We start from the raw sequence: 13,901 nt of genomic DNA, 5'->3' as shown, positions 1-13,901 counted from the left end.
ATTTCCTGGAGCGGGCGACGGGATTCGAACCCGCGACCCTCAGCTTGGGAAGCTGATGCTCTACCAACTGAGCTACACCCGCGCCATGGGGTCGAGTATGCCGAATTCGGGAGCCGGTCAAGGCCGTGCGCGAGGGCCGCGGCCGCGGTGTGCCGAGCCCGATCGACCCGTGGCGATCGGGCCGCGCGGGGCGTGGCCTGTTCTCCTTCCTGCGGCTTGAACCTGGGGCGAGGCGGCGGGCAGGGGCGGGAAGGCTCGCTAGCCGATTTTGCGCTTCGCCACGCGGGTTCCGTCGGCGAGGCCGGGGCCGGGATAGGGGCCGGGATAGAGGATGACGCTGGTGTCGGCGCCGATGCCGCCGAGCACTTCGGCTTCGATGCCGTTGTCGTGGCCGATCTCCACCGGCGTGAGGCGGGCGCGGCCGTCCTCGACCGCGAAGACCGCCCAGCCGCCGGCATCGCGGAAGAGGGCGCTCGAGGGCAGGGTCAGGGCGTCGGGATCTTCCCAGACCACGATGCCGACTTCTACGCGGAAGCCGTGGCCGAGGCTCGAGCGTTCCTCGGGCGGACCGGTGAAGCCGATGATGACGTTGACGCGCTGCTCCTCGACCCCGAGGGCGGAGTACTTGGTGAAGCCCCAGGGCTCGACGCGCTGGACGATACCGTCGAGCGGGCGCGGCCCGCCCCAATCGTCGATGATGACCCGGTCGCCGGCGGCGACGCGCACCGCGTCGCTGGAGAGCAGTTCCGCGACGATCTCGAGGTCGTTGGAGATGTCGCCGATCTCGAGGATCGGCTCGCCCGCGGGCAGGGTCGTCTCGCTCACCTGCATGACCCGCAGCACGCGGCCAGTGATCGGGGCGCGGAGCGGGATCGCCTCCTGGCCGAGGGCCGGGCCGGAGCCCGGGTCGGTGCGGTCGGTGAAGTCGATCAGCCGCGCACGGGCATTGGCGAGGTCGGCCTCGCGCATGGAAATCGCCGCCTCCGCCATGTCCTGCTGGGCGGCGGCGGCGCGGGCCTCGCGCTCGGCGCGGTCGAGAACCGCCTGGGCGACCGTGCCGCTTTCGCGCAAGGCCTCGGTGCGCGCGAGATCGGCGCGCGCGAGGTCGTTGTCGGCCATGACCTTGCTGAGATCGGCCCGCGCGGCCCGAAGCGCCGCTTCCGCCGCGGTCATCGCCGCGAGCGCCTGCTCGCGGGTTCGGATGTCGAGAACGGCGGGATTGGTCGGCAGCATGTGGGCAATCACCGAGACGCCGCCCTCGACCGGATCGCCGGGCTCGACCTCGACCCGCTGCAGGCGGCCGGCGATCGGGGCGGAGACCACATAGGCGTCGCGCACCCGCGTCTTGGCTTCCGCGTCGATGGACACGGTCATCGGCGCGCGCAGGGTCCGGCCGAGATCGACGAGCACCGGCCGCGGCCAGAAGGCCCAGGCGAGTGCCGCAGCGATCAGGGCGGCGGCTGCGAGCGTCAGCCAGTGGCGCGAACGTCTGCGGGCCATCGGATCATTCCCTCGCCTTGAGCGTCGCCACCAGGTCGAGCCGGTCGACGTCGCGCTTGACCAGCCAGCCGGAAACCGCGCCCGCCAGGATCACCGCCGCCCCCGCCGCGCCGTATCCCTCGGGCACGAAGAGCGCCGGCACCCGGTAGAGATCGGTGCTGAAGCCCGCGGAGACGGCCTCGCCCATGAAATAGCCCAGCACCGCGCCGATGGGCAGGGCGAGCAGGATGATGACCGCCAGCTCGCCCAGGAGCACGAAGGCGGCCTCGGCCCGGGTGAAGCCGATGGCCCGCAGGCTGGCGAGGTCGCGGGCGCGTTCGGCGAAGGCGATGCGGGCGGAATTGTAGACGATGCCGAAGGTGATCACCGCCGCGATCGCGGTCATCAGGTAGCGCACGGCACCGGCGCCGGAATCCATCACCTTCTCCAGCGCCGCGCGGGCCTCGGTGGCGACGGTCACCCCGGCGACGGCGGGCATGCCCCGGAGCCTGCGGAAGATCTCCCCCGATTGCGCCGCGTCGATGCGCAGCCAGGCCCCGGAGACGCGGCCCGGCTCCTTCAGCGCCCGGTTGAGCGCCTCGATGCGCATATAGGCGGGGGAGCCGATCAGGGTTTCCGCCACCCCCGCGACGGTCACCTCGATCACCGGGCGGCGGCCCTCGCGCACCTCGATCTCCAGGCGGTCGCCCGGTGCGACGCCGAGCAGCTCGGCCAGCGCCGAGCCGAGCAGGACGCCGTCCTCGCGGATCGGGAGCGGTGCGAGATCCGCCCCGACGGCGCGGTTGAGCCGCGGCTCGGCCACGAGGCCGCTGATGCCGCCGCGGTAGCTTCGCGGGCCGTTGCGCAGCACCGCCGGCACGCTGCGGAAGGGCTCGACCTCGATCACGCCGGCGATCCGGCGCAGGTCGTGGATGACGCGGTCGGGCAGGGGCTCGATGAAGGCCAGCGTCACGTCGCTGCGGTCGACGAGGGTGAAGTTGCGCTCGACCGTGATGTCGAAGGCGGCGGTGACATTGACCATGGCCACCGAGATCGCCATGCCCGCGGCGATGCCCATCACCGCGAGCAGGGTGCGGAGCGGCTCGCGGGCGATGCGGCGGAGCACCATGCGGCTCGGCTGGTCGAGCAGGGTCCTGAGGATCCCGCCCATCGCCGCGGAGCGGCTGTAATCGGCCGGGGCGGCGGCGCGCATCGCCACCGCCGGCGTCAGGGTGAAGACCCCGCGCAGCACGAGGAGGCCGCCCGCCGCCGCCGCGAGCACGCTGGCCGCGACCCCGGTGACGAAGGCCGCGGGATCGACCCGGAACACCAGGAAGGGGAACTTGTAGTAGATCTGGTAGACGGTCGCGAGGCTGCGCCCGCCGATTACGCCGAAGAGGCAGCCGAGCACGGCACCCCCCACGGCGATGGCCATGATGAACTTGAAGTAATGCAGGCCGACCTCGAAGCTCGCGTAGCCGAAGGCCTTCAAGAGGCCGATCTGCTCGCGTTCCGCGCGGATCATCCGTGAGACGACGATGTTGAGCAGGAAGGCCGCCACGGCGAGGAAGACCGGCGGCACCACGTGGCTGGTCACCACCAGCCCGGCGATCTCCTCGGTGATGAAGCGGTTCGAGACCTGGTCCTCGAGCCCGTAGGCGCCGAGGCCGCCATAGGGTTCGAGGATGCGGTCGGCGGCGCGGAGCACCGCCCGGGTCTCCGCGCCGCGGGTCAGCGACAGGAGCGCCTCGTTGAAGGCGCCGTCCATGTCATAGGCTGCGGCCAGCGCCGAATGGTTCACCCAGATCACCGCGAAGCGGCTGTCGTCGGGCATGAGCTCCCCCGGCGGTGCGGAGAAGAGGAATTCCGGCGCCTCCACCAGGCCGGCGATGCGGAAGTCGCGCCGGGCGCCGTTCATGGTCGCCGCGATCCGGTCGCCGGGCTCGAGCCCATGGGCTGTCGCGAAGCCCTCGAGCAGCAGGATCTCGTCCGGTCGGGTCGGGTCGAGCAGCCGGCCGCGTGCGAGATGCACGGCATTGAGCCGCGGCGGGCCGTGGGCGGGCAGGGAGATCGCCTCCGCGCGGGCCGGCACGGCGAGGCCGGGCAGGTCGATCAGCGCGCCGCCGGTCACCCGTCCCTCGGCCGCGGCGACCCCGGGGATCGCCCGGAGGTAGTCGAGCACCCGGTCCGGGGCGCGCTTGAGCGGCGCGAAGACCTCGGCGAGGCGATAGCGCTCGTAATAGGCGTCGCGGGTCTCGGTCAGCGAGTTCACCAGGCCGTCCATCATCACCAGCATCAGCACGCCGAGCGCGACGACCACGGCGATCGCCAGAGCCTGGCCCTTCATGCGCCAGAGGTCGCGGCCGAGCTTGGCGTCGAGCGGGCTCACCATTCGATCGCCTCCGCCGGCGCGGGCTCGGCGTTGACGGCCACCTCGCGGATGCGGCCGTCGGCGAAATGGATCACCCGATGCGCCATGGCGGCAGTGGCCGCGGCATGGGTGACGATCATCACCGTGGCGCCGGTCTCGCGGTTCACGTCCTGCAGCACGCGGAGCACCGCGCGGCCGGTGGTGCTGTCGAGCGCGCCCGTGGGCTCGTCGCAGAAGAGCACCTCGGGCCGCTTGGCGACGGCGCGGGCGATCGCCACGCGCTGCTGCTCGCCGCCGGAGAGCTGGGCGGGGAAATGGTCGAGGCGGCTTTCGAGGCCCACGAGGGCGAGCGCCTCGGCCGCGTCCAGCGGATCGTCGGCGATCTCGGTGACGAGCTCGACGTTCTCGCGCGCGGTCAGGCTCGGCATGAGGTTGTAGAACTGGAAGACGAAGCCGACGTGATGGCGGCGGTAGCGGGTGAGGGCCGCGTCGCTCATCGTGGTCAGCTCGGCGCCGCGGAACCGGGCCGAGCCGGCGGTGGCGCGGTCGAGGCCGCCGAGGATGTTCAGGAGCGTCGACTTGCCGCTGCCCGAGGGGCCGAGCAGCACCACCATCTCGCCCGCGGGCACCTCGAGGTCAACGCCGCGCAGCGCATGCACCGCCGCCGGCCCGGCGCCGTAGGTCTTGGTCAGGCCCTGCGTCGCGAAGGCGGCGCCGTCGTTTCCCGGGCTCACGAGCCGGAGGGCCCCGCCCTGACGGACCGGGGGCCGTCCCATTGCTCGGCGAGGGCGCGCAGCACGTCCGTTCGGCTGACCTGGCCGACGAGCCTGCCCTGGCGCAGCACCGGGAAGCGCCGGTAGGCGCTGGCGATGAAGGCCTCTGCGGCGGCGACGATGTCGAGATCGGCATCGAGGGTCTCGACCGGGTTCGTCATGTAATTGGCCACGGTGTCGCCCCATTCGCGAAAGTAGCTGGCCGAGAGGGCGGCGCGCAGGCAGTCCTTCTTGGAGAGCACCCCGACCAGCCAGCCCTGGTCGTCGAGGACCGGCGCCCCGGAGATCCGGCGGTCGAGCAGGATCTGCATGGCTTGGTTGATCTCGGTGCCGGGCGACAACGTCACCAGATCGCGGGTCATGATGTCACTGACGTGGGAATGTCCGGTCACGGCTGCTGCCTCTTGCCCCGGCGTTCCGGGCAGCCCGCGCAATCGGCGCCGCGGATGCAGGCGAGGCCGCCGCAGGATCCCCTGATCGGCGGCCGGCCCAGCATCACCCCGAGCGCGAGCCCGCCGAGGGCGAGGAGGGTGACGAGGAGGCCGAGGAGGAAGGTGCCCATGGTTCCGCCCTCCTAGGCCAGGATCCGGGCGCGGAAGCGGTCGGTCATGACCTCGCGCAGCCCCGGTCCGTCGCTGACGAGGAAGAGTGCCGCGATCCCTTCGCGCTCGGCCAGTGCCATTCCTTCCTCCTCGCCGAGCACCATGAGCGCGGTGGCGAGCGCATCCGCCGTCGCGCCGGAGGGGGCGATGACCGAGACCGCGGCGAGCCGTTCGGCCAGGGGCCGGCCGGACCGCGGGTCGATGATATGCGTGGTGCTGCGGCCGCCCTCGCGGAAGCCGTTCGGCGCGATGCCGGAGGTGGCCATGCGCTCGTCGGCGAGCGTCACGATGCGCTGGACCTTTAGCGGGCCGTCGGACCCCGGTGCCTCCACCGCCACCTGCCAGGCAGGGCCCTCGGGGTGGCGGCCGGCGGCATGGATCTCGCCGCCCATCTCGACGAGCGCGTCGGCGATGCCCAGGGCCGCGAGCGCCGCGGCGGCGCGGTCGAGGGCATGGCCCTTGGCGATGCCGCAAAGGTCGAGCGTGGTTCCGCCGGCGGTCTTCTCGATCGAATCCGCAAGCACCGACAGCGTGTCGAGCCCGCCGGCAATGCCCGCGACGGGACCGAAGCCGTAGCGGGCGACGAGAGGGCCGACCGTCGGGTCGAAGGCGCCGCCGGTCAGCCGGGCGATCGCGAGCGCCTCGGCGACGACAGCGCGGGTCGGCGCGGAAACCGTCGTGGGCCCGGGCCGGATGTCGCGGTTGAAGCGGCCGATCTCCGAATCGGCGTGGTAGGGCGACATGGCGGCATCCACGCTTCGCACGACCGCCTCGATGGCGGCGCCGGCAGCCGAGGCATCGCTGCCCTCGGGCAGCACTGCGCGCCAGTAGCTGCCGAAGGCGGGGCCGCCGAGGATCCGGCTCGCCCCGGTACGGGCGGGCAGGGTTCCGCCCGCGAGGAACGCGCCCGCGCCGAGAAGAAAGCCGCGTCTGTCGCATCGCATGCTCATATCCCGAAATCGTCGTTGAAGATGCTCTCCTTGTCGACCCCGACGCTGTCGAGCATCGCCAGCACCGCGCGGATCATCAGCGGCGGGCCGCAGAGGTAGTATTCGCAGCTCTCCGGCGAGGGGTGGTTCCGGAGGTAGTCCTCGAATACCACCGCATGGATGAATCCGGCCGGGCCGTCCCAATTGTCGGAGGGATTCGGATCGGAGAGGGCGACGGTCCAGCGGAAGTTCGGGTGCCGTTCGGCGAGCGCGGCGAATTCTTGCTCGTAGAAGAGCTCGGTCCGGCTGCGGGCGCCGTACCAGTAACTGATGGGCCGTACGGCTCCGCGGCGTTCGAGCTGGTCGAAGATTATGGCCCTGAGCGGCGCCATGCCGACGCCGCCGCCGATCAGCACCATCTCGCGCTCGCCCGGCTGGGCGTGAAAGCTGCCGTAAGGCCCGGAGACGCCGACCGGGTCGCCCGGCTTCACCGCGAAAAGCCAGCTCGACACGATGCCGGGCGGGGCCTCGGCCACGGACGGCGGCGGCAGGGCGAGGCGGATGTTGAGCACGATCCTGCCTGCGTCGGTGTCCTCGGGTCGGTTCGAGACCGAATAGGCGCGGGTGACCGGCTCCTCGGTCGCGATGCTGAAATGCCGGAGCCGTTCCCAGGCCGGGGCATGGTCCGGCGGTATCTTGAGATCGGTAAAGGAGAGGGCGTAGGGCGGTGCGGTGACCTGCAGGAAGGATCCGGCGGTGAGCTCGAGCGACCGGCCCGGCGGCATCTCCAGCACGATCTCGCGGATCAGCGGGGTCAGGAATCGCGCCGAGGCCACGGTGCAGGTGAAGGCCTCCGCGCCCATCAGGTCGTCTTCGACCGCGATGCCCATGTCGCCGCGCAGGGTGATCTGGCAGGCGAGCCGCGTCCCGGCGCGAAGCTCGGCCCGCGTCAGCCGGGCGGCTTCCGTGGGCAGGGCCTCGGATCCGCCTTCGGTCACGCGGACCTTGCAGAGGCCGCAGGTGCCGGCGCCGCCGCAGGCCGAGGGCACGAGGATGCCGGCGCCGTTCAGCACGCCGAGCAGCCTGGTGCCGGTGGTGGTGGCGAGCTCGGTGCGGCCGTTCACGGTGACATGCGCCGGCCGGGCCGGCATCAGCACCGAGCGCGCCAGCATGACCATGGCGGTCAGTGCCAGCACGAGGCCGGTCAGAAGCAGGATGCCGAGGGCGATCTCGCTCATTGGCCGCCGATCCCGGCGAAGGCGGTGAAGCCGAGCGACATTAGGCCGGTGATCAGGAAGGCGCCGCCGAGCCCCTGGAGGCCTGCGGGCATGTCGCTGTAGCGCAGCCGCTCGCGGATCGCCGCGAAGGCGACGATCGCCAGCGCCCAGCCGATGCCGCTGCCGAGGCCATAGACCAGCGCCTCGGCGAAATCGTAGCGCCGCTCGACCATGAAGAGGCTGCCGCCGAGGATCGCGCAGTTGACCGTGATCAGCGGCAGGAAGATCCCCAGCGCCCGGTAGAGCGCGGGCATGTAGCGGTCGAGGGTCATCTCGAGGATCTGGACCATCGCCGCGATCACGCCGATGAAGCCGATCAGCTTCAGGAAGCTCAGATCCACCTCCGGCAGCCCCAGCCAGGCCCAGGCGCCCTCCACGAGCAGGCCGTTGAAAATCAGGTTGTTGAGCGGGACGGTGATGGTCTGCACCACGATCACCGCGATCCCGAGGCCGAGAGCGGTCTCGAAGCGCTTGGAGACCGCGAGGAAGGTGCAGAGGCCGAGGAAGAACGACAGCGCGAGATTGTCTTCGAGGATCGCGGAGAGGAAGATCTCGGTCATTGCCGCGGCGCCTCCGGCGCGGACTTGAGCGCGAAGTCGGGGGCCTCGTTCTGGACCGTCCACCAGCTCCGGATCGCCCAGACCAGCAGGCCGAGGATGAAGAACGCGCTCGGCGCCAGCGCCATGAGGCCGAGCGGCTCGAACCATCCGCCCTCGGCGGTGGTGCGCAGCACCGATTGTCCGAAGAGCGTGCCCGCCCCGAGAAGCTCCCGGATCGCGCCGACGACGAGCAGGATCAGGCTGTAGCCGAGCCCGTTGCCGAGGCCGTCGAGCACGCTGGGCAACACCGGGTTGTGCATGGCGAAGCCTTCGGCGCGGCCCAGCACGAGGCAATTGGTCACGATCAGCCCGACGAAGATCGAGAGCCGACCGCTGATCTCGAAGGCATAGGCCTTGAGGAATTCGTCGATGACCACCACCAGCGCCGCGACGATGGTGATCTGCACGATCAGCCGGATCGAGGCGGGGATGTGGTTGCGGATCGCGCTGATGATCGCCGCCGAGGCGCAGAGCACGGCGGTCAGCGCGATCGACATGGTCAGCGCCGTCGCGAGCGAGGTGGTGACCGCGAGCGCCGAGCAGATGCCGAGGATCTGCAGCGTGACGGGGTTGTTGGCGATCAGCGGCGCGGTGACATGGCGCATCAGTGACATCAGAGTCCCTCCGCCTTCAGCGTCTCGAGGAAGGGGCCGTAGCCGTAGGGGCCGAGCCAGAAGCGCAGCATGTCGTTGACGCCGTTGCTGGTACGGGTGGCGCCGGCGATGCCGTCGACCTCAAAGGGTCCGGTCGCCTGGCCGCGCACCACCGAGATGACGACCTCGCCCGTCTCGTCGGCGATCTGCTTGCCGGGCCAGAGCGCGGCCCAGGCGGGTTCGGCGATGCGGGCGCCGAGGCCGGGCGTGTCGCCCTGCTCGTAGATGGTGAGGGCGGCGATGGTGTTTAGGTCGGCCTCGAGCGCGAGATAGGCGCGGATCGTCGACTGGTAGCCCGCGCCCTCCACCGGCAGGACGATCACCTTCAGCGCCCCCTCGCTTTCGAGCAGGTAGACGGGTGCGAGCGTGGCGCGGCGCTTCAGCCCGGCGATGTCGGCTTCGGGCGGCAGGTCGATGCTCGTCGCCGGATCCTGGGCGGCGGCGCGCAGGTCGAAGGTCGCGGGGTCGATTCCGGTGGCGAAGCTGCCGGTCCCGAGATCGACCAGCCGGGTCTGGAGCGCGTCGACCCCGGCTTCGAGCATCAAGTCGCGCAGGCCCGGCAGGGTGTCGAGCATCCGGTCGAGCTGCGCCTGGCGGGCCGCCTCGATATGTGCCTGCTGCCGGGGCTTGAGCAGCACTGAGGCGGTGGAGACCAGGAGTGCCGCGCAGAAGGCGACGATGAAGGCGATGCCGAGGGTCTTGACCCGGTCGTTGTTGGGGCGGGCGAGGAAGCGGCGCCAGGCCGCGATCGGGCTAGCCATGGCGGCGCCTCCGGATCCGGGCGATGACGAGCACGGCGGCATGGTCGAGGAGCGGCGCGAAGATGCTGGCGAGCAGTGCGGCGAAGACGATCGCCTCGGGCGCGACCGCGGCGCCCGGCGCGGTGTCGAAGGCCGCGGCGAGCCCGCCGGCGAGCGCGCCGTAGAGCCAGCGCCCGGCATTGGTGGAGGCCGCGCCGAAGGGGTCGCATATCAGGAAGACGAGGCCGAAGGCGAGGCTCGCGCCGGTGGCCCCGGGGTCGAGCGGCTGGCCGGTGACGAGGCTCGCGGCGGCGAAGCCGAGGAATGCCGCCAGGGCGACGCGCCAGGAGATCAGCCGGAGATAGAGCAGCAGCGCGGTGCCGGGGAGGGTGGCAATCGCTACCGCGCCGCCGTCGCCCGCGAAGGGGATCGCGGCGAAGGAGTAGCGCAGGAAGGCGAGCGCCACGACGCCGGCGGCGAGGAAGCCGAAGCCCCTGCCGCCGAAGATCAGCTCGCCCAGCACCACCCCGAGCGAGAGCGCCAGCGCCGGCTGCCAGAGCGGCGCGCCGGCGGGCACCATGACCGCGACGACCAGCGCCGTGGTGACGCCGTGCCAGCTCCAGGCGCGCCCGCGCAGCAGCGCGAAGAGCGTCTCCCAGAACAAGGTCACCGCCAGGGCGGTGGCGAGCAGCAGCGCCTGCGGGCCGCCGCCCGCGACCAGCACCACGGCGAGCGGGGGCAGCAGCGCGGCCGCCTGGGCGAGGGTGACCTGCGCCGGCTCCCAGCGGCCGCGCAGGAAGGGCGCCGCATCGGTAGCAGCGGAGAGGGTGAGCGGGTTCATGCGGCCTCGGCGAGCTCGTCGAGGACGCGCCGCAGCAGGCGGCCGTAATCCGCGCCGCTGGTGCAGAAGCAGGAGAGCAGCGCCACGTCCTCCTCGACGAGGTCGAGAGCGCCGAGGCGCTCGGCGGTTTCGCTGTCGCCGACCGCCAGCGCCCGCATCAGCGGCACGGGCGGGATGCCGAAGGGCAGCAGGCCCTCGAGCCTTTCGCTGGCGATGAGCGGGCGCGGCCCCCGGCGGGACCGCCCGAGCCACCGGGGCAGGGAAAGGCGCCGGGCTTCGGGCCGGGCGTCGAGGATCGTCACCTGGTGGTGGTGGCGGCCGAGCCAGGCCGCCTCGCGTCCCGCCAGCACCGATCCCGAGAGGATGCGGGCGAAGCCGCCGCGCCCACCCGGCGCGACCTCTCCGGAGGTCAGGTCGCGCAGGCTCGCGCCCATGATCGTGCGGACCAGCCGCGGGTCGCGGGCGCGGGGGCCGCCGAGCGCGACCACGCGCTCGGAGCGATAGTCGCCGGTCGCGAAGAGATGGCCGATGGCGGCCACGTCCTGATAGCCGATGGTCCAGACCTTGCCCGGTCCGATCTCGGGGCGCAGGCGGTAGAGCTGCGCGCCGGGAAGCCCGGCAGGATGCGGGCCGGAGATCTCGACGGCGCGGATCCGGTCCCCGGCCGCGGCGGCGAGCCCGGCGCCGGGCGGCTGGGCGACGAAGACCGGCCCGGCGGTCAGCGCCGCGAGCACGGTGAGGCCGCGGTCGAAGGCGGGGCGGCGGTCCGCGAGCACGACGCGCGGGTCGGGTGCGAGCGGGTTGCTGTCGGTGGCGCTGACGAGGATTGCCACAGGCGTCCCGTCCGGCGCGGGCACCCTTCCGAAGGGCCGTGCGAGGAAGGCCGGCCAGAGACCCCGCGCCAGCAGGGTCTCGCGCGCATCGCCCGTCGGCGCGGGCGGTCCGGCCCCATCCTCCGGGCCGGTTTCCGCTGTCCGGCGCAACACCATGGCCGAGAGCGTCCGGCGGGGGCCGAAGTCGATGGCCTCGACCACGCCCGTGAGCGGCGAGACATAGGCGATCGCCGGGTGCCTGCGGTCAGTGAAGAGCACCTGGCCGCGCCGGACGGGATCGCCGGCCGCGACCGCGAGGGCGGGCCGGAGCCCGGGGCAATCGGCACCGAGGATCGCCGCCGATCCGACCGGGGCGGCGTCTTCCACGCTCTGCCGCGGCGCTCCGGGCAGGGCGGGATCGTAGCCCTTCCTGATCGAGAAAAGCATTCCTGTCCTTCAATCACGCGGCGCCGACCGGGAGGATCGGGATGATGGCCGAATCCGTCTCCGAGGCTGCGGGAAGCGGTGCGACGGCACCTTGACCTCGATCAAAGCCGGGGCGGCGGCGCGGCGGTATCGTCCCTGCACATATCGCCATGCGAAACCGCCGAAACACGCGGCGAGACGAGAGGGAGTCCCGGCATGACCTTGCGAAACGTCGTCGCGGCCGCGGCACTGGTGTTCGTCGCGACGGCTCCGTTGCCGGTTTCCGCCGAGGTGCCGCCGAACCTCTCGGCGATCGTCGCGGCTTGGCTCGCCTCGCCGCATGCCAAGCGCGATGCGGAGGCCTTCACCCATTGGAACGAGGAGGGTGCGGTCGAGGTGGAATGCGCGCGATGCCATTCCGGTCCGGGCTTCATCGATTTCGTCGGCGCGGACGGCAGTGCCGCGGGCGTCGTGGACCATCCCGCGGCAACCGGGGCGCCGGTCGATTGCGCGACCTGCCACAATCCGGCCGCCGTGGCGCTCGAATCGATCACCTTTCCCTCCGGCGTGACCGTCGCCGGGCTCGGGACCTCGAGCGTCTGCACGGTCTGCCACCAGGGGCGCGAATCGGGCGACAGCGTCGCCGCGGCCGTGGCGGGAATGGAGGACGACGCGGTCTCGGCCGATCTCGGTTTCATCAACGTGCATTACCGTGCCGCGGCGGCGACGCTGTTCGGCGCTGCCGTGCGCGGCGGCTATCAATACGACGGCAAGACCTATGTGGAGCGCTTCGTGCACCCGGCGCCCCTCAACAGCTGCACCGGCTGCCACAACCCGCATTCGCTCGAAGTGGCGATGACCGGCTGCGTCGCCTGCCACAAGACCAGCGAGACAATCTCCGCCATCCGCACCGGGACCGCGGATCTCGACGGGGACGGGGACGTGACCGAGGGTGTGGCGGGCGAGGTCGCCACGCTGCACGAGCGCCTCGGGCAGGGGATCGCGGCCTATGCCGCGGCGGTCGCGGGCACGCCGATCGCCTATGATGCCCATGTCTACCCGTATTTCTTCAACGACGCCAACGGCGACGGCGCGGTCGGGGAGCACGAGGCGGTCTTTCCCAACCGCTATGCCAGCTGGACGCCGCGGCTGCTCCGGGCCGCCTACAACTACCAGTTCGTGGCGAAGGATCCGGGGGCCTTCGCCCACAACCCGCGCTATGCCACGCAGATCACCTACGACAGCCTCGAGAATCTGTCCCAGAAGGTGGACATCGACATGGGCGGCATGACGCGTCCGTGACGGCGGCGGATCGCTGAGCCATGGGGTCGCCGGAGTTCCTCATCGCCTTCGGCATCCTCTTCCTGGCAGGGCTCGCGCTCGATTCCTTCGGCCGCCGGGTCCATGTGCCGCGGGTCACGCTGCTGATCATGCTCGGCGCCGTGGTCGGGCCGCCGGTACTCGACCTGCTGCCGGCGGGCATCGACGGGGCGAGCAACCTGCTCGCGCCGACGGCGCTCACCATGGTGGCCTTCCTGCTCGGCAGCGCGCTCGAGCCCTCCACCCTGCGCGCCCATGGCCGCGAGATCATCCTCATCTCGCTGACCGTGGTGATCGTCTCGGTGCTGGTGATCGCCTTCGGGCTGATCCTCGTCGGCGTGCCGATCGCCTCGGCGCTGCTGCTCGGCGGCATCTCGGCGGCGACCGATCCCGCGGCGACACGCGACGTGGTGCAGCAATCCGGAGCCACGGGGCGGTTTCCGACCAACCTGCTCGGCATCGTCGCCATCGACGACGCCTGGGGCCTGATCGCCTTCAGCATCGTGCTGACCATCGCGAGCGTGATGACCGGCGGCGAGGCGGGCGACCATGTCCTGCTCGGCCTGCGCGAGGCGGGGGGCGCGGTGGCGCTGGGGCTGGCTATCGGGCTTCCGGCCGCCCACCTGACCGGGCGCATCAAGCCCGGCGAGCCCACGCTGATCGAGGCGCTGGGGCTGGTCTTTCTCTGCGCCGGCCTCGCGATCCAGCTCGGCTTCTCCTTCCTGCTCGCCGGCATGGTCTGCGGGGCGACCATCGTCAATTTCGCCAGCCATCACGAGCGCCCGATCCACGAGATCGAACGCATCGAATGGCCGTTCATGCTGCTCTTCTTCGTCATGGCGGGGGCCTCGCTGGAGACCACGGATCTGGCCGGGATGGGTTTCGCCGGCATCGCCTATGTGGTCCTGCGCTTCGCCTCGCGGATCCTCGGGGGCTGGCTCGGCGGGAGCCTCGCCGGGCTGCCGGGGCGCGAGAGCCGGCTGACCCGGCTCGCCCTGATGCCGCAAACCGGAGTGGAGAACGGGATTGCGCTGGTCGCCGCGGAGCGCTTTTCCGATTTCGGCCCGCCCCTCCTTGCC

14 protein-coding genes and 1 tRNA gene are annotated in these 13,901 nt (G+C 71.7%); 2 read left to right on the top strand and 13 right to left on the bottom strand.

The window, feature by feature from the left end; genetic code table 11:
* Positions 1 to 6 precede the first annotated feature (6 nt).
* From V7050_RS10900 to V7050_RS10840, 13 genes are all read right to left on the bottom strand, one after another.
* Positions 7 to 82, bottom strand: a tRNA-Gly gene (locus V7050_RS10900).
* Positions 83 to 258: 176 nt separating this feature from the next.
* Complete coding sequence (locus V7050_RS10895) at positions 259 to 1,500, bottom strand: efflux RND transporter periplasmic adaptor subunit (RefSeq protein ID WP_324368888.1); 1,242 nt, start codon at positions 1,498 to 1,500, stop codon at positions 259 to 261.
* A gap of 4 nt (positions 1,501 to 1,504) precedes the next feature.
* Complete coding sequence (locus V7050_RS10890; protein WP_324368890.1) at positions 1,505 to 3,871, bottom strand: ABC transporter permease; 2,367 nt, start codon at positions 3,869 to 3,871, stop codon at positions 1,505 to 1,507.
* Positions 3,865 to 4,584, bottom strand: a complete 720-nt coding sequence (locus V7050_RS10885; RefSeq protein ID WP_324368892.1) for an ABC transporter ATP-binding protein — start codon at positions 4,582 to 4,584, stop codon at positions 3,865 to 3,867. Before V7050_RS10885 ends, V7050_RS10890 begins: the two co-directional genes overlap by 7 nt.
* A complete protein-coding gene (locus V7050_RS10880) occupies positions 4,581 to 5,015 on the bottom strand; it encodes a CBS domain-containing protein (RefSeq protein WP_324368894.1) in 435 nt (144 codons plus the stop codon). The genes V7050_RS10885 and V7050_RS10880 overlap by 4 nt, the downstream gene beginning before the upstream one ends.
* On the bottom strand, positions 5,012 to 5,185 hold the full coding sequence (nqrM, locus tag V7050_RS10875; RefSeq protein ID WP_324368896.1) for a (Na+)-NQR maturation NqrM: 174 nt from the start codon (positions 5,183 to 5,185) through the stop codon (positions 5,012 to 5,014). The genes V7050_RS10880 and nqrM overlap by 4 nt, the downstream gene beginning before the upstream one ends.
* 12 nt (positions 5,186 to 5,197) lie before the next feature.
* The gene (locus tag V7050_RS10870) at positions 5,198 to 6,169 is read right to left on the bottom strand and encodes an FAD:protein FMN transferase (protein WP_324368898.1); all 972 of its coding nucleotides are present in this window, start codon (positions 6,167 to 6,169) and stop codon (positions 5,198 to 5,200) included.
* 2 nt (positions 6,170 to 6,171) lie between these two features.
* A complete protein-coding gene (gene nqrF, locus V7050_RS10865; protein ID WP_324368900.1) occupies positions 6,172 to 7,392 on the bottom strand; it encodes an NADH:ubiquinone reductase (Na(+)-transporting) subunit F in 1,221 nt (406 codons plus the stop codon).
* Entirely contained in the window at positions 7,389 to 7,991 is a 603-nt protein-coding gene (gene nqrE / locus V7050_RS10860) for an NADH:ubiquinone reductase (Na(+)-transporting) subunit E (RefSeq protein WP_324368902.1), read from the bottom strand. Before nqrE ends, nqrF begins: the two co-directional genes overlap by 4 nt.
* Positions 7,988 to 8,644 carry an NADH:ubiquinone reductase (Na(+)-transporting) subunit D gene (locus V7050_RS10855; protein ID WP_324368903.1) on the bottom strand — a complete coding sequence of 219 codons (657 nt, stop codon included), beginning with the start codon at positions 8,642 to 8,644 and terminating at the stop codon, positions 7,988 to 7,990. The genes nqrE and V7050_RS10855 overlap by 4 nt, the downstream gene beginning before the upstream one ends.
* Complete coding sequence (gene nqrC / locus V7050_RS10850; protein ID WP_324368906.1) at positions 8,644 to 9,444, bottom strand: NADH:ubiquinone reductase (Na(+)-transporting) subunit C; 801 nt, start codon at positions 9,442 to 9,444, stop codon at positions 8,644 to 8,646. The genes V7050_RS10855 and nqrC overlap by 1 nt, the downstream gene beginning before the upstream one ends.
* Entirely contained in the window at positions 9,437 to 10,264 is an 828-nt protein-coding gene (locus tag V7050_RS10845; RefSeq protein ID WP_324373682.1) for an RnfABCDGE type electron transport complex subunit D, read from the bottom strand. Before V7050_RS10845 ends, nqrC begins: the two co-directional genes overlap by 8 nt.
* Entirely contained in the window at positions 10,261 to 11,523 is a 1,263-nt protein-coding gene (locus V7050_RS10840) for a hypothetical protein (protein WP_324370671.1), read from the bottom strand. The genes V7050_RS10845 and V7050_RS10840 overlap by 4 nt, the downstream gene beginning before the upstream one ends.
* 195 nt (positions 11,524 to 11,718) lie before the next feature.
* Between V7050_RS10840 and V7050_RS10835 the strand changes: the two genes are divergently transcribed.
* Both V7050_RS10835 and V7050_RS10830 read left to right on the top strand, forming a co-directional pair.
* Positions 11,719 to 12,804, top strand: coding sequence for a polyheme membrane-associated cytochrome C (locus V7050_RS10835; protein ID WP_324373681.1), 1,086 nt, complete (start codon positions 11,719 to 11,721; stop codon positions 12,802 to 12,804).
* A gap of 20 nt (positions 12,805 to 12,824) precedes the next feature.
* A partial coding sequence (locus V7050_RS10830; protein WP_324410531.1) for a cation:proton antiporter occupies positions 12,825 to 13,901 on the top strand: 1,077 nt, incomplete at its 3' end.

This window comes from Amaricoccus sp. (assembly GCF_036846665.1).
In the GTDB taxonomy this organism is placed as follows: Bacteria; Pseudomonadota; Alphaproteobacteria; order Rhodobacterales; family Rhodobacteraceae; genus Amaricoccus.
This window is presented reverse-complemented; position numbering and strand designations above follow the sequence as displayed.